This window comes from Variovorax sp. Soil_C_17 (assembly GCF_057657265.1).
The window spans coordinates 1,114,472-1,138,613 of the sequence record NZ_JBDGIT010000001.1 but is presented as its reverse complement, the minus strand read 5'-3'; the positions used below and the strand labels follow the sequence as shown (position 1 = coordinate 1,138,613).

Below are 24,142 nucleotides of genomic sequence, written 5' to 3'. Positions count from 1 at the left end.
TGGAATCCTCTGGAGCACGGCATGCGCGTCGGCATGTCGTCGCCCTCTTGATGGGTCGTTTTTAGACGGGATGGATGGACGTTTTTGCAGCAAATGCCGGCGCGTTCGCGGGGGTTGCGGCAAAGGCGGGATAATACCCGAATCCCCTCCGCATCCCGCCTTCGGCGACCCCCGCCGACGTGCAATTTCCGCCAATTCGGCCACGCGCGGGGCCCTGCTTTTCCATCGCTCATTCCGATGTCCCTCACTTCTTCAGATATCGCGCGCATCGCCTCGCTCGCCCGGCTGGAACTCGCGCCGGACGAGAGCGAACGCATGCTCGGCCAGATCAACGGTTTCTTCGAGCTGGTCGAGCGCATGCGCGCCGTCGACACCACCGGCGTCGAGCCGCTCTCCCACCCGGTGGCGGCCATCCAGGACGTGACGCTGCGACTGGCCGAGGACGTGGCCAGCGAGCCGAACCGGCGCGAGCTCAACCAGCGCAGCGCGCCTGCCGTCGAGAACGGGCTCTTCCTGGTGCCGAGGGTGATCGAATGAGCGGCGAACTGCACCAGATGGGCGTGGCCGAAATGGCCCGCGCCCTGCGCGAGCGCAAGGTCTCGGCGGTCGAGGCTGCGCAGCATCAGCTGGCCCGGATCAGGCAACACCAGGACCTCGGCGCCTTCGTGGCCCTCGACGAGGACCTCGCCCTGGCCCAGGCCCGCGCGGCCGACGCCCATCTCGCCGCCGGCAACGCCCCGCCCCTGGCCGGCGTACCGATTGCGCACAAGGACATCTTCACCACCGCAGACCTGCCCACCACCGCCGGCTCGCGCATTTTGGCCGGCTACCGCTCGCCCTTCGACGCCACCGTGGTGCGCAAGCTGGCCGAGGCCGGCGCCGTCAACCTCGGCAAGCTCAGCTGCGACGAATTCGCGATGGGCTCGTCCAACGAGAACGTGGCCGTGCCTGCCGTGGGCTTCGACCATGCCGTCCCGGTGCGCAACCCCTGGGACGGCGCGCGCATTCCGGGCGGCTCCTCCGGCGGCAGCGCGGTCGCGGTGGCCGCGCGCCTGGTGCCGGCCGCCACCGGCACCGACACCGGCGGCTCGATTCGCCAGCCGGCCTCCTTCTGCGGCGTGACCGGCATCAAGCCCACCTACGGCCGCGCCTCGCGCTACGGCATGGTGGCCTTCGCCTCCAGCCTGGACCAGGCCGGCCCCTTCGCCCGCTCGGCCGAGGACTGCGCCCTGATGCTTTCGGCGCTGTGTGGCCCCGACCCGGAGCGCGATTCGACCTCGCTCGACGCGCCGGCCGAGGACTTCACCCGTGCCCTGGGCGATTCGCTCGAAGGCCTGCGCATCGGCGTGCCGCGCGAGTTCTTGGGCGAGGGCGTGGCGCCGGGCGTGCGCGCCGCCGTCGAGGCCGCGCTGGCCGAGTACGAGAAGCTGGGCGCCCGGCGCGTGGCGGTCACGCTGCCGCGCACCGAGCTCTCCATTCCCGTGTACTACATCATCGCCGCGGCCGAGGCCAGCTCGAACCTGAGCCGCTTCGACGGCGTCAAGTTCGGCCATCGCGCGAAGAACTACCGCGATCTGGCCGACATGTACGCCAAGACGCGCGAGGAAGGCTTCGGCGACGAGGTCAAGCGCCGCATCATGATCGGCACCTATGTGCTGTCGCACGGCTATTACGACGCGTATTACCTGCAGGCGCAGAAGGTGCGCCGCATGATCGCCGACGACTTCCAGCAGGCTTTCGCGCAGTGCGACCTGATCGCCGGCCCGGCCGCGCCGACGGTCGCGTGGAAGCTGGGCGAGCATGGCGGCGATCCGGTGGCCGACTACCTGGCCGACATCTTCACCCTCCCCGCCTCGCTGGCCGGCCTGCCCGGCATGAGCGTGCCGGCGGGCTTCGACGGCGGCATGCCGGTCGGCTTGCAGCTGATCGGCAACTATTTCGGCGAGTCGAAGCTGCTGAACGCCGCGCACCGCTTCCAGCAGGCGACCGACTGGCACCAGCGCACGCCGGAGGGCTTTGAATGAGCTCTCCCCCATGCCTGTTCCCCGAACAAACCGGATTCATTTGAAATGAGTGCTGCCATCTCCTTCGAAAAAGCGCAGGAAGGCCGCCCGACCGGCCCGCTGGTGCAAGGCTACGAGGTCATCATCGGCTTCGAGACGCACGCCCAGCTCTCGACCGCGAGCAAGATCTTCAGCCGCGCCTCCACCGCCTTCGGCGCCGAGCCCAACACCCAGGCCTGCGCCGTCGACCTGGCCCTGCCCGGCACGCTGCCGGTGATGAACAAGGGCGCGGTCGAGCGCGCCATCCGGCTCGGGCTGGCGCTGGGCTCGCACATCGCGCCGCGCAGCGTGTTCGCGCGCAAGAACTACTTCTACCCCGACCTGCCCAAGGGCTACCAGATCAGCCAGTACGAGATCCCGGTCGTGCAGGGCGGCTCGGTGAGCTTCTTCCTCGGTGACGAGAAGAAAACCGTGCGCCTGGTGCGCGCCCACCTGGAAGAAGACGCCGGCAAGTCGCTGCACGAGGACTTCGTCGGCCAGTCGGGCATCGACCTGAACCGCGCGGGCACGCCGCTCCTGGAGATCGTGACCGAGCCCGACATGCGCTCCACCGCCGAGGCCGTGGCCTATGCGCGCGAGCTCCACAAGATCGTCACCTGGATCGGCATCTGCGACGGCAACATGCAGGAAGGCAGCTTCCGCTGCGATGCCAACGTCTCGGTGCGCAGGCCCGGCGCGAAGCTGGGCACGCGGCGCGAGATCAAGAACCTCAACAGCTTCAAGTTCATGCAGCAGGCGATCGACTACGAGATCCGCTGGCAGATCGGCGAGCTGGAAGACGGCCGGGCGATCCAGCAGGCCACCGTGCTGTTCGATCCCGAGACCGGCGAGACCCGCGCCATGCGCACCAAGGAAGACGCGGCCGACTACCGCTACTTCCCCGACCCCGACCTGCCGCCGCTGGCGATCGCGCCGGAATGGATCGAGCGCGTGCGCAGCGAGATGCCCGAGCTGCCGCGCGCCATGGCCGAGCGCTATGTGCGCGAGCATGGCCTGTCGGATTACGACGCCACGCAGCTCACCCAGAGCCCGGCGCTGGCCCGCTACTTCGAGGAGGCCGTGCGCGCGGGCGCCGCGCCCAAGCTCGCGAGCAACTGGATCACCGGCGAAATCGCGCGCCGGCTGAACCTGCAGGACATCGACATCGCCCGGGCGCCGGTCACGGCCGCCCAGCTCGCAGCCCTGCTCGGGCGCATCGGCGACGGCACCGTGTCGAACAACGCCGCGCGCCAGGTCTTCGACGCCCTGTGGACCGGCGAAGGCCGCGAGGTCGACGCGATCATCGACGCCAAGGGCCTGAAGCAGATGAGCGACACCGGCGCGCTCGAGAAGATCGTCGAAGCCGTGCTGGCGGCCAACCAGAAGAACATCGACGAATACCGCGCCGGCAAGGAAAAGGCCTTCAATGCGCTGGTCGGCCAGGTCATGAAGGCCAGCCAGGGCAAGGCGAACCCGGCCCAGGTCAACGCGCTGCTGAAAGCGAAGCTCGGCTAGCGGTCAGCGCGTGGAGGTGGCCGGCGCGTTGCCGGCCCACAGCGGCCGCAGGCGGGTGCGCTCCTCGTCGAAGCGCGCGTTCACGCGCTTCTTCTCGTCGTCCTGGTCGGCGATGAAACGGTTCTGCACCGTCATGCTCTTGCTGTTGTCGTCGAACTTGCGGCGCAGGGAATCGGGAGCCTTGGTCACGTCCTTGGCGTAGAACTCGAGTTCGTCGTCGATCTTGCGACGCTCCTCGGCCAGCTCGCTCAGCCGCTTGCGGGCGGCGTTGATCACCACATCGATCTGCACCAGCGCCTCGGCCCGCTCGCGGTCGTGCGCGGCCGCGTTGGGATAGCGGATCAGCAGCGCGCGTTCACGCCGGCGTTCCTCGAGCAGCCGGGCCGCCTGCAGCTGCGCCTGGCGCTCGCGATCCTCGCGCTCGGCCTGCTCACGCGCCGTGTAGGTGGGTTCGAGCCTGCGCCGCACATTGCCGCTGGGACTGAGCTCGCGCTGCTCGCGGTCGGCGCAGTCGGCGATCGGCCGGTCGGCCGTGATGGTGCGGCCGCGTGCGTCGGTGCAGGTGTAGATGCCGGGACCGGCGGCGGCCTGCTGGGCATGGAGCGCGCCGCCCGCAGTGAGCAGCAGGAGACCCAGGGACCCGATGCGGATGTACTGCATGCGCGCCAATGTCGACCTTTCCGAGGTTGATCAACCCGCGCCGTAGCGCGCCCGATAGTCCAGCACTCCCTGCCGGTGGGCGCTCAGCTCGTCGTCCGCGCGTCCCGACAGATACTGTAACAAGTCGTCAAGCGTGGCGATCGCGACGACCTGCATTCCAAGCTGTTGTCTGACATATTGCACAGCGCTGTGGTCCACGTCGACGCCGTTCTCTGTTGCTTTTTCCTGTCGGTCCAGCGCGATGGCCACGGCATGCGGCGTGGCGCCGGCGCTGCGGATCGCGGCGATCGACTCGCGCACCGCAGTGCCGGCCGACATCACGTCGTCGACGATCAGCACCCGGCCCGAGAGAGGCGCACCGACCAGCGTGCCCCCCTCGCCGTGGTCCTTGGCTTCCTTGCGGTTGTAGGCAAAAGGCACGTTGCGGCCGCGCCGGGCCAGCTCGGCCGCCACCGTGGCGCCCAGCGGAATGCCCTTGTACGCCGGGCCGAAGATCATGTCGAATTCGAGGCCGCTGGCGATCAGCCGGTCTGCATAGAATGCCGCCAGCCGGGCGAGCTTGGCGCCATCGTCGAACAGCCCCGCATTGAAGAAATAGGGGCTCATGCGGCCGGCCTTGGTCTTGAACTGGCCGAAGCGCAGCACCCCGGATTCGAGCGCGAACTGCACGAATTCCTGGGCCAGCGCGCCCACTTCTGTTTTCGCCATCTCATCAGCCATCGGGAACGTCCTCGTGTTCAAACTCACCAGCCTCAACCTCAATGGCCTGCGCTCGGCTGCGACCAAGGGCGTCGCAGACTGGGTGGCCGAACTGGCGCCGGATTGTATTTGCATGCAGGAGATCCGCGTCCAGGCGAGCGACATCGAAGGCCGCTTCGAGGCCATGGCCGGGCTCAAGGGCCACTTCCATTTTGCGGAGAAGAAGGGCTACGCCGGGACTGCGGTTTACACGAAGCACGAGCCCAGCGAGGTGACGGTCGGCTGGGGCGACAAGGAATTCGACGCAGAGGGCCGCTACCTCGAGCTGCGCTTCGATACCCCGCAGCGAAAGCTGTCGGTGATCAGCTGCTATTTCCCGAGCGGCTCCTCGGGCGAGGAGCGGCAGGCAGCGAAGTTCCGCTTCCTGAAGGGCTTCTTCCCGCACCTGATCGCACTCAAGCGCGAGCGCGAATTCGTGCTGTGCGGCGACATCAACATCGCCCACAAGGAAATCGACCTCAAGAACTGGCGCGGCAACCAGAAGAACAGCGGCTTCCTGCCCGAGGAGCGCGCCTGGATGACGCGGCTGCTCGACGAGGGCGCCGAGGGCGCGGGCCTGGTGGACGTCTATCGCATGCTCAAGCCCGACACCACCGACGAGGCCTACACCTGGTGGAGCAATCGCGGCCAGGCCTACGCGAAGAACGTGGGCTGGCGACTGGACTACCACCTGGCCACGCCGGCCATCGCGAAGCTCGCGCGCCGCGAGCAGATCTTCAAGACCATCAAGTTCAGCGACCACGCGCCGATCACGGTCGACTACGACATCACGCTCTGACCTGAGCGGCGTTATCGCGACAGCGCCGGCAGCGCCTTCACGAAGGTCTTGCAGAAGGCCTGCATCGCCTCGGTCTCCTGCACGCCGCGCCGCGTGATCCGGTAGAAGTCCAGTCCCACCTTCGGCTTGACCAGCAGGTCCGTGCGCAAGCGGTGGCGCCGGCAGGCCGCCAGCGCGAAGGTCGGCATCACGGCGCTGCCGAAGCCGGCCTCCACCATCGAGATCAGGGTGCCGAAGAAGTTGAAGGCCGGGCGCTCGGCATCGGCCGCCCCGACGGCTGCCAGGTGGCCGTCGATCAGCTTCTGGATCGGGTTGCCGGGCGGAAGGCCCAGCAGCTGCGCGCCGCGCAGCGAAGACCAGGGGACGCTGCCGATGGGTGGCGCTGGGTCAGCCTCGGAAGGCGCCACGCGCATCAGCTGGAAATGACCCACCGGCATGCGTTCCAGCCCGGCTGCGGCTTTGAAGAAGAAGCCCAGGCCCATGTCGGCCTCGCCCTCCAGCACCATGGCCTCCACGTCGCGCAGGTCGGCATCGAAGAGCTTGAGCTTGATCCGCGGATGGCTTTCGCGAAAACCACCGAAGACCTGCGGCAGCAGGTTCGAGGACACCAGCGGCGTGGCCGCGATGCGCAGCGTCTGGCGTGCCGCGTCGCCCTCGGCACCCAGCCGGCCGGTCACCTCGTCCAGTTCGCCCAGCACGCGCTCCACCACCGGCAGCAGGCGCCGGCCGGCCGTGGTGAGGCTGACCATGCGCGTGGTGCGGTCGAACAGGCGGGCGCCCAGCTGGCGTTCCATTTCGCGCACCAGGGTGCTGAGCCCGGCCTGCGTCATGTGGGCCCGCTCGGCCGCGCGCGTGAAGTTGCCGATGCGCGCCACGTGCAGAAAGGCGCGCATCTGGCGCATGGACAGATTCATGGGAGATCATGATAAATCCATACGACATCTAAATTTCCAATATGAGCTACAGCCCGGTCTAATCCGGTTTTTCCCGTAAAGAGAGACCGGAGACATGAGCGAGACCTCGACCCAAGTGATCGTGCTGGGCGCGGGCATCGGCGGCCTGACCCTGGCGCTGAGCCTGCACCAGGCCGGCATCCCCTGCCGCATCTACGAAGCCGTGCCCGAGCTGAAGCCCCTGGGCGTGGGCATCAACCTGCTGCCGCATGCGGCGCGCGAGCTCGGCGAGCTGGGCTTGTTGCCGGCGCTCGACGCAGTGGGCGTGCGCACGCAGGAGGCGGTGTTCTTCAACTCCCATGGCCAGCTGGTGTTCCGCGAGGCCGCGGGCACCGCCGCGGGCTACGACTGGCCGCAGTACTCGATCCATCGCGGCGACCTGCACACCGTGCTGCTGGATGCGGTGCGCGAACGGCTGGGCGCGGACAGCGTGATCTGCGGCCACCGCTGCGCCGGCGTCGAGCAGGACGCCACCGGCGTGACGGCCCGCTTCACGGCGCCCGACGGCTCGGCGCTGCCCTCTGTGCGCGCCGCCCTGGCGGTGGGCTGCGACGGCATCCACTCGGTGCTGCGCAAGCAGCTCTATCCGAACGAAGGCGCGCCGCGCTACTCGGGCGTCAACATGTGGCGCGGCACCGCGAAGCACAAGCCCTTCCTCTCGGGCGCGAGCATGGTGCGTGCGGGCTGGCTGGACCAGGGCAAGATGGTGATCTATCCCATCCGCAACGACGTCGACGCCGAAGGCAACCAGCTCGTCAACTGGGTGGCCGAGATCCATGCGCCGCAACCCGCGCTGCAGGACTGGAGCCGGCCCGGCCGGCTCGAGGACTTCCTGCCCGCCTTCGAGGACTGGCACTTCGACTGGCTGGACGTGCCGGCGCTGATCCGCTCCTCCGACGCGATCCTCGAATACCCGATGGTCGACCAGGACCCGTTGCCGCGGTGGACCCATGGCCGCCTCACCTTGCTGGGCGACGCTGCGCACCCGATGGTGCCGCGTGGCTCCAACGGCGCGGGCCAGGCCATCATCGATGCGCGCTACCTGGCCGGCGCGCTGCGCCGGCTGGGCGTGGGCACCGAGGCGCTGGAAGACTACGACCGCGTGCGCGTGCAGGCCACCACCAACGTGGTGCTGACCAACCGCAGCAACCCGCCCGATGCCATCCTGCGCGAGGTGTTCCAGCGCACCGGCGGCAAGCGCTTCGAGCGGCTGGAGGACGTCGTCAGCACCGCGGAGCTGCAAGCCATCTCCGACAACTACAAGCGCATCGCGGGCTACGACCCGGCCGCTCTGAAGGCGCGACCTTCCTATCTTTGAAACCACAAGGCCTACGGAGACTAGACATGCGTTCCTTCAAGAAGATCCTCGCCACCCTGCTGCTGGCGGCCAGCGCCGCGGCCGCCCAGGCCTGGCCCGACCAGCCGATCACGCTGGTGGTGCCCTACACGCCCGGCACGGGCATCGACCTGATCGCACGCCAGCTCTCGGCCCGGCTGCCGGCCGTGCTGGGCCAGCCGGTGGTGGTCGACAACGTAGCAGGCGCCAGCGGCAACATCGGCAGCGAGAAAGTGGCGCGCGCCAAGCCCGACGGCTACACGCTGCTGGTGCAGGTCAACACGCTGGTGATGAACAAGAGCCTCTACAAGTCGCTCGCCTATGACCCGCTGAACGACTTCACGCCGGTCTCCCTCACCTCCTGGGGCACGCTACTGCTCGTCACCAACCCGAACGTGCAGAAGACCACGTCGGTGGCGCAGGTGGTGGCCGCGGCCAAGGGCAGCCCCGGCAAGCTCACCTATGCCACGCCCGGCGTCGGCACGCCGCACCACCTGTCGATGGCGATGCTGCTGCAGAGCACCGGCACCGAGATGCTGCACGTGCCCTACAAGGGCACGGCCGGAGCGGTGACCGACCTGCTGGGCGGGCGCATCGACTACATGTTCCTGCCGGTGCACGTGGCGCTGCAGCACATCCAGGCCGGCAAGCTGAAGGCCATCGCGACCGGCAGCGACAAGCGGCTGGCGCAGCTGCCCGACGTGCCGACGCTGGCCGAGGCGGGCATCAAGGGCGGCAATGTCGACATGTGGTACGGCGTGCTGGCCCCCAAGGGCACGCCCGACGCCGTGGTGGCGCGGCTCAACAAGGAGATCGCCGCTGTGCTGAAGCAGCCCGAGGTTGCGACCGCCTTCGAGTCGCAGGGCATGGTGCCGGCGAGTTCGACGCCTGGCGCGTTCAAGGAGCTGATGGCCAAGGACGCGCAGCGCTGGGCGAGCGTCGTTCAACGTGGCGGCATCACCGCAGAGTAAGACTCTCCGTCTTCACTTGCGCATGGCCTGCCGCGCCATGTGCACCTGATGCAGCGTGATCTTGCGCACCTCGGCCTGGCTGGTCTCGATGTGCGCGCGCAGCAGCATTGCGGCCTGCTCGCCGCGGTTGCTGCGGATGGCCTTGAGGATCTTGGCGTGCTCCTCGTAGGTGGCGTCGATGCGCGGCTGTTGGGTGAAGTCGAGCCGCCGGATGATGCGGATGCGCTCGGTCACGTCGCGGTGCACGCGCGCCATCTCGGCATTGCCGGCAGCAGCCACCAGGGCGCAGTGGAATTCCTCGTCCCATTGCGCGACCTGCACGGTGTCTGCACTGCGCTGCGCCGCAGGCACCAGCCAGATGCCGGCCAAGCTGTCGAGCAGGCTGCGATCGACGCGATGGCCGCTCTCGCAGAGGCGATGCACTGCAGTGGTCTCCAGCACCATGCGCAGGTCGTAGAGCTGCTCGAACTGGTCGAAGTCGAAGGGCAGCACGCGCCAGCCGCTGCGGAACAGCACCTCGACGTAGCCCTCCTGCTGCAGCCGGAACAGCGCCTGGCGCACCGGCGTGCGCGAGACGCCCAGGCGTTCGCTGATCTCGCTTTCGGTGAAGCGGTCGCCCGGCACCAGGCTGAACTCGGCAACGTCGCGCTTGAGCTGGGCGTAGACCTCGTCGGCGCGGGTGCGGAATGCCGCATCCTCGGATGCGGGTCGGGCAGGAGCTGTACGGGTCTTGATGGAGGTGGGCACGGCGAAGATGTTAGGGCCTGTCCCGATCACCGAGGGCGGCGAGCAGTTGCCGGCTCGGCGCGGTCCAGCCGACGATGGCGCCCTGGGCGCGGACCATCTCCAGCGCTGCGGCCTTGAAGGCGGGGAAGTAGCTCTCGGTGCAGTCTTCCAGCAAAAGGCTGTCGTAGCCCCGGTCGTTGGCCTCGCGCATGCTGGTCTGCACGCAGACCTCGGTGGTGACGCCCATGAAGACCAGGCTGCGGATGCCTCGCTGCTGCAGCAGGGACTGCAGGCCGGTCGCATAGAAGGCGCCCTTGCCGGGCTTGTCGATCACGATCTCGCCTTCGGTGGGCGCGAGCGCGTCGATGATCTGGTTGCCGGGCTCGCCGGCCACCAGGATGCGGCCCATGGGGCCGGGGTCGCCGATGCGCAGGCTCGGATTGCCCCGATTGCGCTTGGATGGCGGGCAGTCGGCGAGGTCGGGGCGGTGGGCTTCTCTCGTATGGACGACGAGGCCGCCCTTTCCCCGCCAGGCGTGGAGCACCGACTGCGTCGCGGGGACGATGCCCTGGAGCAGCGAGACATCGTTGCCCAGGGTCTCGCCGAAGCCGCCGGGTTCGATGAAGTCGCGTTGCATGTCGATGATGACGAGGGCGGTGCGGGCGATGTCGCACTCGAAGACGAAAGGGTTGGCGTCTATCCGCATGTGGACTCCGGTATTTCTCCAAGGGGACGAATCGGGACCGTCATGCGTGATGCCCCCCGCCCATGTGCGCCCCCAGCACGTGCCGCTGCGCTGCTGCCGCCGCCGTCTCGAACACGATCCGCCCCTCGCTCATCACCACGATCCGGTCCGCCATCTCCAGCAGTTCATCCAGGTCCTCGCTGATCAGCAGCACCGCGCCGCCGCGCGCCCGCACCTGCCGGATGCGGCCATGGATCTCCGCCACGGCCGCGAAGTCCAGCCCGAACACCGGATTGGCGGCGATCAGCACGTTGATCTCTCCAGCCAACTCGCGCGCCAGTACCGCGCGCTGCACATTGCCACCCGAGAGGCTGCGGATCGGCGCGCCCTCGCCGCGGGTCTTCACGCCGTACTCGGCGATCCACTCGCGGGCACGGCTGCGCCAGGCCGCGAAGTTCAGCACGCCGGCGCGCGCCAGCGGCGGCTGGTCGAAGTCGCGCAGCGCCATGTTCTCGGCAACGCTGAGGTCACCCACGCAGGCATTGCGCAGCGGCTCCTCGGGCAGGCTGCGCACCTTCAGGCGGCGGTTCTCCGCGCGGCGCGCGGCATAGGGCTCGCCCATCACTTTCACCTCGCCGCCCAGCCGCGGGCGCTGGCCGACCAGCGCCTCGACCAGCTCGCGCTGGCCGTTGCCGGAGACGCCGGCCACGCCGAGGATCTCGCCTGCGCGCACCGCGAGGCTCAGGTCATGCACGGCCAGCGTGCCGCGGTCCCCCTGCGCGCGCAGGGCATCGACCTGCAGGGCCACGCGGGCATCGGCGCGCATGGCGGGTTGCGCAGGGCCCGCCGGCACGGCGACCGCGCTGTCGCCCTCGGACGGCAGCGCCTCGCCTTCGCCCATCATCGCGGCCGCCAGGCGCGCCGGGTCGGTCTGGTCGACGCGGCCGTGATGCACCGCCTTGCCCCGGCGCAGCACGGTCACGCTGTCGGCATAGGCCGTCACCTCGCGGAACTTGTGGGTGATGATGAGCACCGTGCACAGCCCGCTCTGCGCGAAGGCGCGCACATGGCCCAGCACCTCGTCCGCCTCCTGCGGCGTCAGCACCGAGGTCGGCTCGTCGAGGATCAGGAGGCGCGGCTTCAGGTACAGCTGCTTGAGCAATTCCAGCTTCTGCTTCTCGCCGGCCGCCAGCTCCGAAGGGCGCAGGTCCAGGTTCAGCCGGAAGGGCGTGCTCGCCAGGAATTCCTCGAGCTCGGCGCGCTTGCGCTTCCAGTCGATCACGGCCGGCGTCCGGCCGCCGGCCAGCAGCAGGTTCTCGGCCACCGTCATGCCCGGCGCCAGCGTGAAGTGCTGGTAGACCATGCCGATGCCCAGGGCGCGCGCCACCACCGGATTGGCGATCTCCTGCTCGCGCCCGTCGATCAGGATGCTGCCCTCCTCCGCGCGCTGGTAGCCCGCCACGCACTTGACCAGCGTGCTCTTGCCGGCGCCGTTCTCGCCGAGCAGCGCATGCACGCTGCCGGGCTCGACGCACATGCTCACGCCGTCCATGGCGGTGAAGTCGCCGAAGCGCTTGGTCAGGCGGTAGGTGTCGAGCGCGAGCGCGCCGCCGGCGGCGGGCAAGGCGCCGATGGGCTGCTGCTGCTGGATGGCATCGAGCATGAGCAAGGCTCCCTGCTACATCGCGGCCAGCGCATCGAGCAGCGCGGCCGAGCCGGCATGCGCGCCGAACACGCCGCCTTGCATGGTGATCATCTTCAGCGCCGCGAGATGGTTGCCGTGGTCCGTCGCCGCCGTGCAGTCCGACAGCAGCAGGCATTCGAAGCCGCGGTCGTTGGCGTCGCGCATGGTGGTGTGCACGCAGACGTCGGTGGTGATGCCGGCGAGGACCAGGTTCTCGATGCCGCGCGTGCGCAGCACCAGCTCGAGGTCGGTGGCGTAGAAGGAGCCCTTGCCGGGCTTGTCGATCACCACCTCGCCGGGCAGCGGCGCCAGCGCGGGAATGATCTCCCAGCCCGGCTCGCCGCGCACCAGGATGCGCCCGCACGGGCCGTCGTCGCCGATGCCCACGCCGCCGGCACCGATCTGGCGCGAGCGCCAGCGCTTGTTGGCCGGCAGGTCGGCCAGGTCCGGCCGGTGGCCTTCGCGCGTGTGGATGACGTGGAAGCCCAGCGCGCGCATGCGCGCCATCGTCCGGGCGATGGGCTCGATCGGCGCCTGCACCAGAGACAGGTCGTAGCCCATCACGTCGACATAGCCGCCCTTGCCGCAGAAGTCGGTCTGCATGTCGATCACGATCAGGGCCGTGTTGTCGGGCCGCAGCGCGCCGCTGTACGGCCAGCGATAGGGATTGGCGGAAACGAAGCGTTCAGTGCTCATCGATCGATGCCTCGCATCAACGTGTGGACGACAGCTCGCCGGGGGTGCCGGCGGCCACGCTGCCCGGCTTGCAGGTCAGCACCAGAATGACCAGCGTGAGCACGTAAGGCACCGTGTTGAAGAGGTGGTAGCCCCAGCCCACGCCGATGGATTGCAGCGCCGGCCCGATCGCACCGGCGCCGCCGAAGAGCAGCGCCGCGCCGATGCAGCGCAGCGGGCTCCATCGCGCGAAGATCACCAGCGCCACCGCGATCAGCCCCTGCCCGCTCGAGATGCCCTCGTTCCAGCTGCCCGGGTAGAAGAGCGTGAGCGAGGCGCCGCCCAGCCCCGCGATGAAGCCGCCGGCGGTCGTCGCCGCGATGCGCAGCCGCGTCACCGAATAGCCCAGCGCCCGTGTCGCGTTGGCCGAGTCGCCCGCCATGCGCACCAGCAGGCCGATGCGCGTGCGCGCGAAGGCCCACCACAGGACGATGGCCAACACGATGCCCAGCGGCACCAGCGCATTGACCTGCAGCGCCGAGCGCACCACCGGGTTCTCGCTCCAGTTGCCCAGCGGGATGGCCGGTAGCTGCGGCGCCTGCGGCTGGATCAGCGGCTTGCCCAGGTAGAAGGCGAGCCCGGTGCCGAACAGCATCAGCGCGATGCCGGTCGCCACGTCGTTGACGCGGTCGAGCGAACACAGCAGGCCATGCAGCAGTGCCAGCAGTGCGCCGCAGGTCGCACCGATCAGCACGCCCAGCCAGGCCGAGCCGGTGAGCCAGGCTCCCCCGAAGGAGGCCATTGCCGAGAGCACCAGCACGCCTTCGAGGCCGAGGTTGATGCGGCCCGACTTCTCGGTCAGGCATTCGCCGAGGCTCACGAACAAGAAGGGCGCGCCGACGCGCAAGGCGCCGCCGACGATGCCGGCCACCAGCGCGACCCACTGGTCTGCCGTCATGCGGGCTCCTTGCGCAACTGGGGCTCGGGGGCTGGCGGCATCCGGTTCCGGGCCAAGGCCCTCCAGTCGACCATGCGCAGCCCCTCGCTCGCCAGGATCAGCACGAAGGCCAGCCCCTGCAGCACCAGCACCGAGGCATCCGGCAGGCCCAGGCGCCGCTGCAGCAGGCTGCCGGCCGCGCCGAAGCCGCCGAACAAGATGGCCACCGGGATGACGGCCACCGGGTTGTGCCGCGCAATGAAGGACACCAGGATGCCCGCATAGCCATAGCCGGCGATCAGCGAGGCATTGGCGTTGGTATGGACCGCCGCCACCTCCACCGCGCCTGCCACGCCCGCACAGGCGCCGCCGAGGCCGCAGGCCGCGAGGATCAGCCGGCCGGCAGGCAGCCCCACCAGCTGCGCGGTGCGCGGGTTGCCGCCCACCACCCGCACCGCGAAGCCGGAAACGGTGGCGCGCAGCCAGAGCCCCGAAGCCAGGCAGGCGACGATGCCGATCACCAGGCCCCAATGCACGTCCGAGCCGCCGATGCCGCCGATCGCCAGCCCTTCGGCGAGCGAGCGCGTGGCCGGCTTGTTGAGGCTGGCCGGGTCGCGCAGCGCGCCTTCGACCAGGTGCTTGAAGAGGCCGATCGCCACATAGGCCAGCAGCAGGCTGCTGATGGTCTCGTTGATGCCGCGGTACTGGCGCAGCCAGCCGGCCAGGGCGATCCACAGCGCGCCTGCCACGGCACCGGCGATGCACAGCGCGAGCGAACCGGCGATGTTGGGCGGCAGCGGCAGAACATAAGGCAGGGCCGCGCAGGCCAGGCCGCCGAGCACCACCGCGCCCTCGCCGCCGATGATGACCAGCCCGGCGCGCGCGGGGATCGCGACGCACAGCGCGGTGAGCATCAGCGGCGCGGCGCGCTGCAAGGTGTTCTGCCAGGAGAACCAGTCGCCGAAGGCGCCCTTGAAGAGAATCACCCAGACCTCCAGCGGGCTGGCGCCGGCGAACCAGACGAAGACGCCGAACAGCAGCAGCGCCGCCGCAATGGCGAACACCGGCAGGGCCGCTTCCTTCAATGCGCTGTGCATGTCGGGGCTCGCGATGAAGATCAGCCGACCGAGCCCACCACCCCCTCGACGAGGTAGTTCATCTTTTCCAGTTCGAGGTCCGTCTGCTTGAGCGCCTTGCCCGCCGGAATGACGACCGCGCCCTTGTTGTCCTTCAGCCCGCCCTGGAAGATGTCGAAGCTGCCGGCCAGCATCTTGGCCTTGATGTCCTCCGCGTTTTTCTTCGCGGCATCGCTCACCATCGGCCCGTAGGCCGAGGTCTTCACATAGCCCTCCTTCAACCCGCCGCGCAGGAAGTTGGGATGAGGCTTGCCGGACTGCGCCGCCTCGATGGCGGTCTTGTAGGCGGTGAGCCAGTTCCACTCGGCCCCCGTCAGGTAGGCGTTGGGCGCCAGCTTGGCCTGGCTCGCGTGGTAGCCGCAGACCATCTTGCCGCGCTTGGCGGCGGTCTCGACCACCACCTTGGGCCCATCCACGTGCATGGTGAACACGTCGCAGCCCTGGTCGGCCAGGCTGTTGGTGGCCTCGGCTTCCTTCACGGCCATCGACCAGTCGCCGGTGAAGATCACGCTGCAGGTGATGTTGGGCTTGACCGAGCGCGCGCCCATGGTGAAGGCGTTGATGTTGCGCAGCACCTGCGGGATGGGCTTGGCCGCGACGAAGGCGATCTTGTTGCTCTTGGTCATGTGGCCGGCGATCACGCCGTTGAGATACTGGCATTCGTCGATGTAGCCGAAGAAGCTGCCCACGTTCTTCGGATGCTTGCCCTCGGCCCACAGACCGCCGCAGTGGGAGAAGCGCACGTCGGGGTTCTTGGGCGCGACTGCGAGGATGTGCGGATCGAAGTAGCCGAAGGAGGTGGGAAAGAGCAGCTTGGCGCCGTCCTGCGCGATCATGCCGGTCATGGTCTTCTGCACGGCCGCGGTCTCGGGCACGTTCTCTTCTTCCACCAGCTTGATGCCCGGCAGCTTCTTGAGCTCGGCCGCGGCCTGCGCGTGCGCCTGGTTGTAGCCGTAGTCGTCGCGCGGGCCGACGTAGATCACGCCCACCGTCAGCGGCTTCTGCGCCTGGGCCAGCGCGCTCCAGCCGCCAAGGGTGGTGGCCGACGCGAGCGCGGCGAGGGACTTGAGGGAATCGCGGCGGTTGAACTGGCTCATGGTGTGCTCCAAGTGGTGAGGGGTGGCTGGGGATTCGGAGAAGCGCTTCAGGCGAGCAGGCTCACGTGGGCGGCGACCACGCGCCAGCCCTGATCGGTGCGCATCCAGGTCTGGCTCTGGCGCCCGGTCTTCGTGCCGCCTTCGCGGCGGAACTCGCAATTGGCGGTGGCGAAGTCGCGGCCGTAGCTGGTGATCACGGTGCGCAGCAGCTCGCGCGCCAGGCCCTGCGCAGGGCGCGATGCACGGAAGGCCTGGATGGCCTGGTAGCCGTAGAGGTTCTCGGTGGCGCCGTAGCGCAGTGTCAGCGGGCTGTTCCAGAACAGTTCGTCGAGCACCTCGACCTTGTTGTGAACGAGCGCATCCTCGTAGCGCGCGAAGGCGGCGGTGACTTCGGCCAGCACATCGGGGAGGTTGATCTCGGGTGTCGCCATGGGCTCGCTCATCCCAGCCTGGCGACCGGCGCTTGCACCACGCCGGCCGATTCGAGGGCCGCGGCCACGCGCAGCACCAGGTCCTCGCGCCAGGGCGCGCCGATGACCTGCACGCCGATGGGCAGGCGCGCATGCGCGCCCCACACCGGCACCGCACAGACCGGCAGGCCGACGCACGAGATCGGCTGGGTCAGCACGCCCATGTTGGCGCGCAGCGGCAGGCGCTGGCCGTTGAACTCGATCCACTCCGCGCCGATCGGCGTCGCGGCACAAGGCGTGGCCGCGGCCAGCAGGATGTCGAAGCGCTCGAACACGCGTGCCACCTGCTGCGCGTAGAGCCGGCGCACGCGCTGCGCGCGCGCCACCCAGGCCGCCGGCAGCAGCGCGCCGGCCAGGAAGCGGTCGCGCGACAGCGGCTCGAAGTCCTGCGGGCGCCTGCGCAAGTCGTCCAGGTGCAGTGCCGCGCCCTCGGCGTTGGTGATGAGGAAGGCGGCGGCACGCCCGGCCTCCACCATCGGCAGCTCGACGGTGCGGACCGCGCCCAGCGCCACCGCCACGGCATCGACCGCGGCCAGCGCTTCGGGGAGGGCGCGCTGCCGGAACCAGCCGCCCAGCACGCCGATGCGCAGGCCCTGCACGCCGCGCGAGAGCGAGGTGACGACCGCCTCGACGGGGCGCTGCGCGCAGCCGGGATCGCGCGGGGCCAGGCGCTCCGGACCTTGCATCGCGTCGTAGGCCAGGGCCAGGTCGCGCGCCGTGCGCGCGAAGGGGCCGAGGTGGTCGAGGCTGGAGACGAAGGGGTAGCTGCCGGTGCGCGGCAGCCGGCCGAAGGTGGGCTTGAGCCCGAACACGCCATTGAGCGAGGCCGGCACTCGGATCGAGCCGTTGGTGTCGGAGCCCAGCGCCAGCGGCACCTGGCCGGCCGCCACCGCGGCCCCCGAGCCGCCCGAGGAGCCACCTGCGATGCGATCCAGGTCGTGCGGGTTGTGGGTGGCTCCGACATGGCTGTTCTCGGTCGTGAAGCCATAGGCGTACTCGTCCATGTTGAGCGCGCCCACCAGCACCGCGCCGGCACTCTCGAGGCGGCGCACCAGCGTGGCATCGCTGCGCGCCGGCTCGCGTTCGCGCTCGATCTTCGAGCCGGCCAAGGTGGGCAGGCCGGCGATGTCGAACAGGTTCTTGACCGCGAAGGGCACGCCCAGGAGCGGCAGTTCGCGCGTTCGCACGCCGTGCTCGGAAGCCAGAGAGGCGTCGACCTGGCGGGCGCGCCGCAGGGCACGCTCGCGAACCACATCGGTGAAGGCATTGACGCGCGCGTCGGTGGCGGCAATGCGCTCGAGGCTGGCCTGCACCAGCGCGACCGCGCTCACGGCGCCCGAGCGCACGGCCTGCGCCATCGCCGCGGCATCCTGCAACAGCAGCGCGGCCGGCGTCATTCGCGCAGCTCCGACGGGGGCACGGGCGAGAAGTGCACCGCCGTCTCGTCGTGCAGACCGAGCGGCACGGCCTCGACGATGGCCGCGAATTCGTCCGCGAGCGCAAAGTAGCGCAGCACGCCTGCGCGGTGGTCCGGCTGCAAGCGCAGGTCCAGCGCGGCTGCGGCGGCATCGACAAAGGCCTCGATCTGCTTCGGTGTCATGGCGCTCCTCTCGTCTCGTTGGCATCACCTACGCGAGGACCGTGCCAGGAACATTGCGGAGCCGATTTGCCGGGCCGATGGCGTTGCCCGCGGCAGCAACGCGTGCGCGAAGCCTGGAGCCGAGCTCATCTCTTCACTTCTCGCTGGAAGATCTCGAGGCTCAGCTTCTTCGTCGCGATGAAGCTGGGGGCGCTCAGCGTCTCGAGCGTGCGCGGCCGGGCATCGCCGTACTCGAGGATCTCGGCCACCCGGGTCGGCCGCTTGGTGAGCAGCAGCACCCGGTCGGCCAGGTAGACCGCCTCCTCCAGGTCGTGCGAGACCAGCAGCATGGTGGTGCCGGTCTGCAAAAAGACTTCCTGCAGCTTCTCGCGGATGAACAGCGTCATTTCGAAGTCGAGTGCCGAGAAGGGCTCGTCGAGGAACAGCACCTCCGGGTTCGGTGCCAGCGCCCGCATGATCGAGGCGGTCTGCTGCTGACCGCCCGAGAGCTCGTAGGGGTAGCGGTGCAGGTCGAACTTGACGTCGAAGGAGGCCACCAGCTCCGCCATGCGGCGGTCGACTTCCGCCTTGGAGCGCCCTTCCAGCTTCAGCGGATAGGCGATGTTGTCGATGGTGCGCATCCACGGGAACATCGCCTCGCGGTAGTTCTGGAACACGTAGCCGATCTTGGTGTCCTTCAGCGACTTGCCGTCGAACAGGATCTCGCCCGCATCGATGGGGATCAGTCCCGCGATCATGTTGATCAGCGTGGACTTGCCGCAGCCGTTGGGGCCGAAGACAGAGACGATGCGGTTCTTCGGGATGTCGAGGTCGAAGTTCTCGTACAGCGGCCAGCCGGCGAAGTACTTGGTGAGGCCACGGATGGTGATGTGCGTGCCGGCCGGGCCGGGCTGAAAGGCGGGCGTGGGCACGTCGGCGTAGACGGGGCCGTTGATGACGGTGTCGTTGACGGCTCTCATCGTCCGCTCCAATGCACGATGCGGCGCTCCGCCAGCAGGAAAAGGATGTTGAGCGCATAGCCCAGCGCCCCGGCCGCCAGGATGGCCGCATACATGCTCTTGACGTTGAGCACCTGCTGCGCGTCGATGATGCGGTGGCCCAGGCCGTTGTCGGAGCCGATGAACATCTCGGCCACGATGACGATCACCAGCGCCATCGAGACCGCCGAGCGCAGGCCCACGAAAGAAGGCTGCAGGCTCTCCCACACCAGCACGTCCTTGAAGATCTGCCAGCGCGAGGCCCCCATGACCCGCGCCGCCATCACGCGCTGCTTGCGCGCGTTGATCACGCCGTAGGCGCTGTTGAAGACGACGATCAGCAGGGCCCCGAAGGCCGCGATCGCCACCTTGTTGATGTCCGACACGCCGAAGATCAGCAGGAACAGCGGGATCAGCGCCGACGAGGGCGTGGAGCGGAAGAAGTCGATCAGGAACTCGACGCTGCGATACGCGCGCTCGTTGCTGCCCAGCAGCACACCCAGCGGCACGCCGATGGCCGCGGCGATCAGGAAGGCCTGCAGGGTGCGCCAGACCGTGACCGCGAAGTCGGTGAGCAAGGGCCCGCCCGCGAGGCCGGTGATCAGCGCGGCGAGCGTGTCAGCCGGCGTCGGCAGCAGGATGGGCTTGATGAAGCCCAGGCGCACCACCAGGTCCCAGACGATGAAGAGCACGATGGGGCCGATGGCCGGCAGCCACGGGGACCAGGATGACTTCTTCGTTGCCGCCGGCGCGGGGGCGCCGCCGGCGGGCGGCGACCAGGGCGTGCCGGCTGCGGGACCGGGGTTCGCGTCGGCCATGTTCAGCCCCGGTAGATCAACCCGTCCACCGACACCTTCTTCTCGAAGATGCCCTTCTCGGTGAACAGGTCGTAGAACTTCTGGAAATGGGCCAGGTCGCTGGGCTTGAACTCGTTGTAGAGCATGTAGGAGGCCAGCGGCACCTCGGCGGTGAGCGCGCCCTCGATCGCGGTGTAGCCTTTCATGTGCGTGCGCGCCTCTTCCGGCTTGGTGCGCACCAGGTCGACGCCGCGCGCATAGGCGGCGATGAACTTCTTCGCCGCCTCGGGGTTCTTCTTGATGAACTCGCTCGTGAGGCTCGCGGCGCCGCCGTGCCAGGGCGCCATCGGGTCGCCGAGGATGTACTTGGCGACGACGCCGGCCTCCAGCACGCGGGTGGTGCCGTTCATGCGGCCCACGGTGCCCGTGGGCTCGAGGGTGTAGCAGGCGTCGACCTGGCCCGCCACCAGTGCGGCCACGTGCTGGCCGATCGGCAGCTCCGACACCGCGGCGCCCGTGGCGCCGGCGCGCTCCAGCATGGTCTTGCACAGCGTCATGTTCTGGATGCCGGGGCCGGAGGCCACCTTCTTGCCCTTGAGCTCGGCCATGCTCTTGACCGGGCTGTCCTTGGCGACGATGAATTCGTCGAGCACGAACTTGGCATTGCTCGGGTTGGTGCAGAAGATCTTGAAGAGCCCCGGCTGCGCGATCTCGCCGATGGCCAGGTTGGCCGAGCCGGTGCCGTTGGAGCTGCCGTCGGAGCGGCCCGAGAGCATCGCCTCCATGACCTGCTGCGCGCCGGCGAACTTGAGCGGCTCCACTTCGAGCCCGGCTTCCTTGAAGTAGCCGCGGTCCACCGAGGCGAAGAATGGCAGGCCGGCGGCCACCGGCCAGTAGCCGATGCGGATCTTGGGTGCGGCCTGGGCCAGCACTGCCGGGGCGGCCAGGGCGGCGATGCCTGCCGCGCCGGCTTGCAGCACGCGTCGCCGCGAAGTGCCGGCGGTCGGTCGGGGTGTGCTCATGAGGGAACTCCTTGTGAAGCTTGACGGGATTCGATGTAGCGGCGCCAGCCGCCCAGATGCGTGATGTCCTCGGCGCCCTCGAGCGCCAGCGCTTCGCAGAGAAAGCCCTGCACGCTGCTGCCATCGGCCAGGCCGAGCGTGCCGATGCCCAGCGGTGCGGGAATCAGCGAGACGAAGCTGCCGTAGTGCGCGAGCGGCATCTGCCAGACCTCGATCGCGATCGCCGCGCCTTGCCCCGGCGCCACGCGCACCAGCCCGGGCTTGGGCGGCACCGCGCCGGGCAGCGCATAGAGCCGGTACTGCGGCGCGGTGGAGGTCCGGGCCAGCAGCGTGGCGCCGCGCTCGACGAGCTGGCCGTTCAAGGGCATGCCCGACAAATGGGCGCCGACGACGGCGACTTTCACCAGCGGCTCGGGCCCTGCCAGCGGCAGCGCTTCGGGCGCCGGCAACGGTCGGCCCGTGGCGCCCTGGGGCAGGCCGGTGGCGTGGTGGAAGCGCTGGCCCAGTTCGGCCAGTTGCAGATCGCTGCCGCAGGGCCCGATCAGCGTGATGCCGAAAGGCAGCCCGTCTTCGCGCAGGCTGGCGGGCACCGAGAGGGCCGCATAGTCGAGGAGGTTGACGAAGTTGGTGTATTCGCCGAGGTTGCGATTGAGCGCGACCGGTGCCGCGCGCATCGCCTCGACCGTGTAATGCGCGGGCGCGGTGGGCACCAGCAGCAGGTCGATGTCCCCCCACATCGTGGCCGCGCGCTGGCCCAGTGCCTGGAGCCTTGCGCGGGCATCGACGAAGTCCGCTGCGCTGTAGCGCCGGCCGGCGGCCAGGATGCTGCGCACCGGCTCGATGACCGCCTCCTCGTTGCCGTCGAAGAAGCTGCGCACGGCGGCATAGCGCTCGGCCACCAGCGCGCTGTCGTAGAGCAGCGCCGCCGCCTCGGCGAGCGGCGCGTAGTCGACATCGACGGGCGTGCCGCCGAGGGCCCGCATCTGCGCAAGCGAACGCTCGAAGGCCGCGGCCGACAGCGCATCGCCGAAGAAGCGTGGCGCGCTCGGCACGCCGAAACGAAAGCGCGCAGGCAGCGCTCGCGTGGCGAGCGCGAGGCGGCGCGCGTAGGGGTCTTCGGCATCGAAGCCCATCGCGGCCTGCAGCACACGCACCGCCAGGCCCACGGTCGGCGCGAAGATCGACACGCAGTCGACGCTCTGCGCGGCCGGCACCACGCCGCGCGCGCTGATCAGGCCGCGCGAGGGCTTGAGGCCGACGATGTTGTTGAGCCCGGCCGGGACGCGGCCCGAGCCCGCCGTGTCCGTCCCGAGCGCGAAGTCCACCTCGCCTGTGGCGACCGCGTAGGCCGAGCCGGAGCTCGATCCACCGCTCACATAGCCCGCATCGAAGCTGTTGGGCACGGCGCCGTAGGGCGAGCGCGTTCCGTTGAGGCCGCAAGCGAACTGATCCAGATTGGTCTTGCCGACCAGGCTTGCACCGGCATCGAGCAGCCGCTGCACCACATGCGCGTGCGCGGCCGGCGTGCGCGCAAAGGCCGGGCAGGCGGCAGTGGTCGGGACACCGGCGACGTCGATGTTGTCCTTGGCCGCGAAGCGCAGCCCGGCGAGCGGGCCGTGCAGGGCGCCTGCCAGCGGCGGATCGATGCGCGCGATCCAGGCCAGCGCGGCAGCCGCTTCACCGTCCGTTGCCGGTGCCTTGCCGCGAGGCGAAGCTGTTTCATGCACCATCATCAAGCATCCTGTCTTGTGTACAAGATGAGATGCAAGGTGTGTGCCAACGGGATCGGGGCCGAAAATCGGCCCCGCGGTAGGCGGGCTACTTCGTGAATACGGGCTTGTGCGTGCAGCCGGGCCGAGCCGGGCCCGCATGTGCGGCTCGGTCGGCAGGCCGTGGCGACTACATGAGCGCGAGCCTGGGGGAGCGCTTGACTTCGCCTGGGTGCACGCCCGCAGGGTGCTCGATCGCGAGGACGATCGCGTCCGCGATGGCCTCGGGAGAGATGGCGATGTGCCGCCGGCCGCTCATCCACTCACGCGTGCAGATCGCCGGGGCGGGCGAGCCCGCATGGAGGATCACATCGACGCGGCCGAAGACCTCCGTGGCTTCGTCGATGAAGCATTGCATGCTCTTGGGTTGCGTGACGTCGAGCGCCTGGTAGTGCGCCGAGCCGCCGGCCTCGACGATCTCGCGGGCGAGCGCATACAGCCGTCCGATCCCGAGCGCGCCCAGCATCACCTTGGCACCGCGCCCGGCCAGCAGCCTGGCGGCGGCCGCACCGACCTCGCTGCTGGCGCCCGTGATGGCGACGACTTGTTCCTGGATTCCCGGCATGCTGCGCTCCTTGATGAAGGCCCCCGGCGCAAGTGCGGCGAGGCCAGGAACGAAGTCTAGGAACGAGGCGGCTGCAGGCGGTAGCCGATTCGGGGGCGCTTCTTGCCCGATCCTGCAAAGGCGAAGTGGGAAGCCCGGGAACGCGATCTAGCTCCGCTTCGCTGCGCGATACAGCCCTTCGACCTTGGGCACGTTGGCCTCGAGCTTGGCGATGCGATCCGGCCCGCTCGGGTGCGTCGACAGGAAGCTCAGCCCGCCCTGGTTCTTGGAGGCCTGGCCCATCTTCTTCCACAGCGAGACCGCGGCCTGCGGGTCGTAGCCGCCGCGCGCGGCCAATTCGAGCCCGACCAGGTCGGCATCGGTCTCGTCGCTGCGGCTGAACTTGAGGGTGAGCAGCTGCGTGCCGGCCCGCGCGGCCAGGTCGCCGGCCTGGCCCAGGCCCAGCAGCTGGGCGCCGATCGACAGCGCCGCGCCGGTGCCGGCGCTCTTGGCCAGGCGCGCACGCGCATGCTCGCGCAGCGCATGCGCCATCTCGTGGCCCATGACCATTGCGACCTCGTCGTCCGTGAGCTTGAGCTGGTCGAGGATGCCGGTAAAAAAGGCGATCTTGCCGCCCGGCATGCAGAAGGCGTTGATCTGCTTGCTGCCGATCAGGTTGATCTCCCACTTCCAGCGCGCGGCACGCTCGTTCCACCGGGCCGCGAAAGGAATGATGCGGGCCGCGACCGTGCGCAGGCGCTGCAGCTGCGGATTGCCCTCGCCGGCCAGTGCGCCCTTGGCCTGGGCCTGCTTCAGCAGCTCGCCGTACTGCTGCACGCCGGCCTGCTCGACGTTCTCGGCCGGCACCAGGTTGCGCGCCACCGAGGACTTGCCGACCTCCACCTGGGCCAGCGCCGGCGTGGCCGCAGCGGCGGCGGCCGCCAAGAGAAAGGCACGCCGACCCTGCAAGGGGCCGGAGCGGGAGGGGCAGTGCAGGCACATGCGGGAA

General features: G+C 69.3%; 25 protein-coding genes. 6 read left to right on the top strand and 19 right to left on the bottom strand.

From position 1 onward, the window contains the following. The first annotated feature begins 237 nt into the window (after window positions 1-237). From gatC to gatB, 3 genes are read left to right on the top strand one after another with little or no spacing between them, the layout of a single operon-like run. Complete coding sequence (gene gatC / locus AC3A6Y_RS05415) at window positions 238-537, top strand: Asp-tRNA(Asn)/Glu-tRNA(Gln) amidotransferase subunit GatC (RefSeq protein ID WP_487867195.1); 300 nt, start codon at window positions 238-240, stop codon at window positions 535-537. Continuing rightward, a complete protein-coding gene (gatA, locus tag AC3A6Y_RS05410; RefSeq protein ID WP_487867194.1) occupies window positions 534-2,024 on the top strand; it encodes an Asp-tRNA(Asn)/Glu-tRNA(Gln) amidotransferase subunit GatA in 1,491 nt (496 codons plus the stop codon). Before gatC ends, gatA begins: the two co-directional genes overlap by 4 nt. Before the next feature lie 45 nt (window positions 2,025-2,069). Further along, window positions 2,070-3,557 carry an Asp-tRNA(Asn)/Glu-tRNA(Gln) amidotransferase subunit GatB gene (gene gatB / locus AC3A6Y_RS05405; protein ID WP_487867193.1) on the top strand — a complete coding sequence of 496 codons (1,488 nt, stop codon included), beginning with the start codon at window positions 2,070-2,072 and terminating at the stop codon, window positions 3,555-3,557. 3 nt (window positions 3,558-3,560) lie between these two features. Here the strand turns inward: gatB and AC3A6Y_RS05400 are convergent, their stop codons facing one another. Continuing rightward, window positions 3,561-4,217 (bottom strand): DUF4124 domain-containing protein, encoded by a 657-nt coding sequence (locus AC3A6Y_RS05400; RefSeq protein WP_487867192.1) that lies wholly within the window; start codon window positions 4,215-4,217, stop codon window positions 3,561-3,563. A gap of 30 nt (window positions 4,218-4,247) precedes the next feature. Beyond that, complete coding sequence (gene pyrE / locus AC3A6Y_RS05395; protein WP_487867799.1) at window positions 4,248-4,925, bottom strand: orotate phosphoribosyltransferase; 678 nt, start codon at window positions 4,923-4,925, stop codon at window positions 4,248-4,250. Between the two features lie 25 nt (window positions 4,926-4,950). Here pyrE and AC3A6Y_RS05390 point away from each other — a divergent pair, with 25 nt between their 5' ends. Continuing rightward, the gene (locus AC3A6Y_RS05390; RefSeq protein WP_487867191.1) at window positions 4,951-5,754 is read left to right on the top strand and encodes an exodeoxyribonuclease III; all 804 of its coding nucleotides are present in this window, start codon (window positions 4,951-4,953) and stop codon (window positions 5,752-5,754) included. An 11-nt stretch (window positions 5,755-5,765) separates the two neighbouring features. Here AC3A6Y_RS05390 and AC3A6Y_RS05385 read toward each other — a convergent pair whose 3' ends face one another. Next, a complete protein-coding gene (locus AC3A6Y_RS05385; protein ID WP_487867190.1) occupies window positions 5,766-6,668 on the bottom strand; it encodes a LysR family transcriptional regulator in 903 nt (300 codons plus the stop codon). A 94-nt stretch (window positions 6,669-6,762) separates the two neighbouring features. Here AC3A6Y_RS05385 and AC3A6Y_RS05380 point away from each other — a divergent pair, with 94 nt between their 5' ends. Together AC3A6Y_RS05380 and AC3A6Y_RS05375 are read left to right on the top strand one after the other, a co-directional pair. Next, window positions 6,763-8,025, top strand: a complete 1,263-nt coding sequence (locus AC3A6Y_RS05380; RefSeq protein ID WP_487867189.1) for a flavin-dependent oxidoreductase — start codon at window positions 6,763-6,765, stop codon at window positions 8,023-8,025. Between the two features lie 26 nt (window positions 8,026-8,051). Further along, window positions 8,052-9,014 carry a tripartite tricarboxylate transporter substrate binding protein gene (locus AC3A6Y_RS05375; protein ID WP_487867188.1) on the top strand — a complete coding sequence of 321 codons (963 nt, stop codon included), beginning with the start codon at window positions 8,052-8,054 and terminating at the stop codon, window positions 9,012-9,014. 12 nt (window positions 9,015-9,026) lie between these two features. Here the strand turns inward: AC3A6Y_RS05375 and AC3A6Y_RS05370 are convergent, their stop codons facing one another. From AC3A6Y_RS05370 to AC3A6Y_RS05295, 16 genes are all read right to left on the bottom strand, one after another. Further along, window positions 9,027-9,761, bottom strand: coding sequence for a GntR family transcriptional regulator (locus AC3A6Y_RS05370; protein ID WP_487867187.1), 735 nt, complete (start codon window positions 9,759-9,761; stop codon window positions 9,027-9,029). Window positions 9,762-9,771: 10 nt separating this feature from the next. Then, the gene (locus tag AC3A6Y_RS05365; RefSeq protein ID WP_487867186.1) at window positions 9,772-10,446 is read right to left on the bottom strand and encodes a cysteine hydrolase family protein; all 675 of its coding nucleotides are present in this window, start codon (window positions 10,444-10,446) and stop codon (window positions 9,772-9,774) included. 40 nt (window positions 10,447-10,486) lie between these two features. Continuing rightward, the gene (locus AC3A6Y_RS05360; RefSeq protein ID WP_487867185.1) at window positions 10,487-12,088 is read right to left on the bottom strand and encodes an ABC transporter ATP-binding protein; all 1,602 of its coding nucleotides are present in this window, start codon (window positions 12,086-12,088) and stop codon (window positions 10,487-10,489) included. 15 nt (window positions 12,089-12,103) lie between these two features. Continuing rightward, window positions 12,104-12,805, bottom strand: coding sequence for a biuret amidohydrolase (gene biuH / locus AC3A6Y_RS05355; protein ID WP_487867184.1), 702 nt, complete (start codon window positions 12,803-12,805; stop codon window positions 12,104-12,106). 16 nt (window positions 12,806-12,821) lie between these two features. Then, complete coding sequence (locus AC3A6Y_RS05350; RefSeq protein ID WP_487867183.1) at window positions 12,822-13,742, bottom strand: ABC transporter permease; 921 nt, start codon at window positions 13,740-13,742, stop codon at window positions 12,822-12,824. Beyond that, window positions 13,739-14,818, bottom strand: coding sequence for an ABC transporter permease (locus AC3A6Y_RS05345; protein ID WP_487867182.1), 1,080 nt, complete (start codon window positions 14,816-14,818; stop codon window positions 13,739-13,741). The genes AC3A6Y_RS05350 and AC3A6Y_RS05345 overlap by 4 nt, the downstream gene beginning before the upstream one ends. Before the next feature lie 20 nt (window positions 14,819-14,838). Beyond that, a complete protein-coding gene (locus AC3A6Y_RS05340) occupies window positions 14,839-15,954 on the bottom strand; it encodes a BMP family ABC transporter substrate-binding protein (RefSeq protein ID WP_487867181.1) in 1,116 nt (371 codons plus the stop codon). Window positions 15,955-16,001: 47 nt separating this feature from the next. Next, on the bottom strand, window positions 16,002-16,385 hold the full coding sequence (gene hpxZ, locus AC3A6Y_RS05335; protein ID WP_487867180.1) for an oxalurate catabolism protein HpxZ: 384 nt from the start codon (window positions 16,383-16,385) through the stop codon (window positions 16,002-16,004). An 8-nt stretch (window positions 16,386-16,393) separates the two neighbouring features. Continuing rightward, window positions 16,394-17,821 carry an AtzE family amidohydrolase gene (locus AC3A6Y_RS05330; protein ID WP_487867179.1) on the bottom strand — a complete coding sequence of 476 codons (1,428 nt, stop codon included), beginning with the start codon at window positions 17,819-17,821 and terminating at the stop codon, window positions 16,394-16,396. Next, complete coding sequence (locus tag AC3A6Y_RS05325) at window positions 17,818-18,024, bottom strand: AtzG-like protein (protein ID WP_487867178.1); 207 nt, start codon at window positions 18,022-18,024, stop codon at window positions 17,818-17,820. Before AC3A6Y_RS05325 ends, AC3A6Y_RS05330 begins: the two co-directional genes overlap by 4 nt. 125 nt (window positions 18,025-18,149) lie before the next feature. Further along, window positions 18,150-18,983 (bottom strand): ABC transporter ATP-binding protein, encoded by an 834-nt coding sequence (locus AC3A6Y_RS05320; protein ID WP_487867177.1) that lies wholly within the window; start codon window positions 18,981-18,983, stop codon window positions 18,150-18,152. Beyond that, complete coding sequence (locus AC3A6Y_RS05315) at window positions 18,980-19,819, bottom strand: ABC transporter permease (RefSeq protein ID WP_487867176.1); 840 nt, start codon at window positions 19,817-19,819, stop codon at window positions 18,980-18,982. Before AC3A6Y_RS05315 ends, AC3A6Y_RS05320 begins: the two co-directional genes overlap by 4 nt. A gap of 2 nt (window positions 19,820-19,821) precedes the next feature. Continuing rightward, a complete protein-coding gene (locus AC3A6Y_RS05310) occupies window positions 19,822-20,820 on the bottom strand; it encodes an ABC transporter substrate-binding protein (protein ID WP_487867175.1) in 999 nt (332 codons plus the stop codon). Then, on the bottom strand, window positions 20,817-22,553 hold the full coding sequence (atzF, locus tag AC3A6Y_RS05305) for an allophanate hydrolase (RefSeq protein WP_487867174.1): 1,737 nt from the start codon (window positions 22,551-22,553) through the stop codon (window positions 20,817-20,819). The genes AC3A6Y_RS05310 and atzF overlap by 4 nt, the downstream gene beginning before the upstream one ends. 166 nt (window positions 22,554-22,719) lie before the next feature. Next, window positions 22,720-23,154: an SDR family NAD(P)-dependent oxidoreductase gene (locus AC3A6Y_RS05300; RefSeq protein ID WP_487867173.1), complete on the bottom strand. Its 435-nt coding sequence runs from the start codon at window positions 23,152-23,154 to the stop codon at window positions 22,720-22,722. A 147-nt stretch (window positions 23,155-23,301) separates the two neighbouring features. Continuing rightward, window positions 23,302-24,135 (bottom strand): M48 family metallopeptidase, encoded by an 834-nt coding sequence (locus AC3A6Y_RS05295; protein ID WP_487867798.1) that lies wholly within the window; start codon window positions 24,133-24,135, stop codon window positions 23,302-23,304. Window positions 24,136-24,142: the final 7 nt, after the last annotated feature.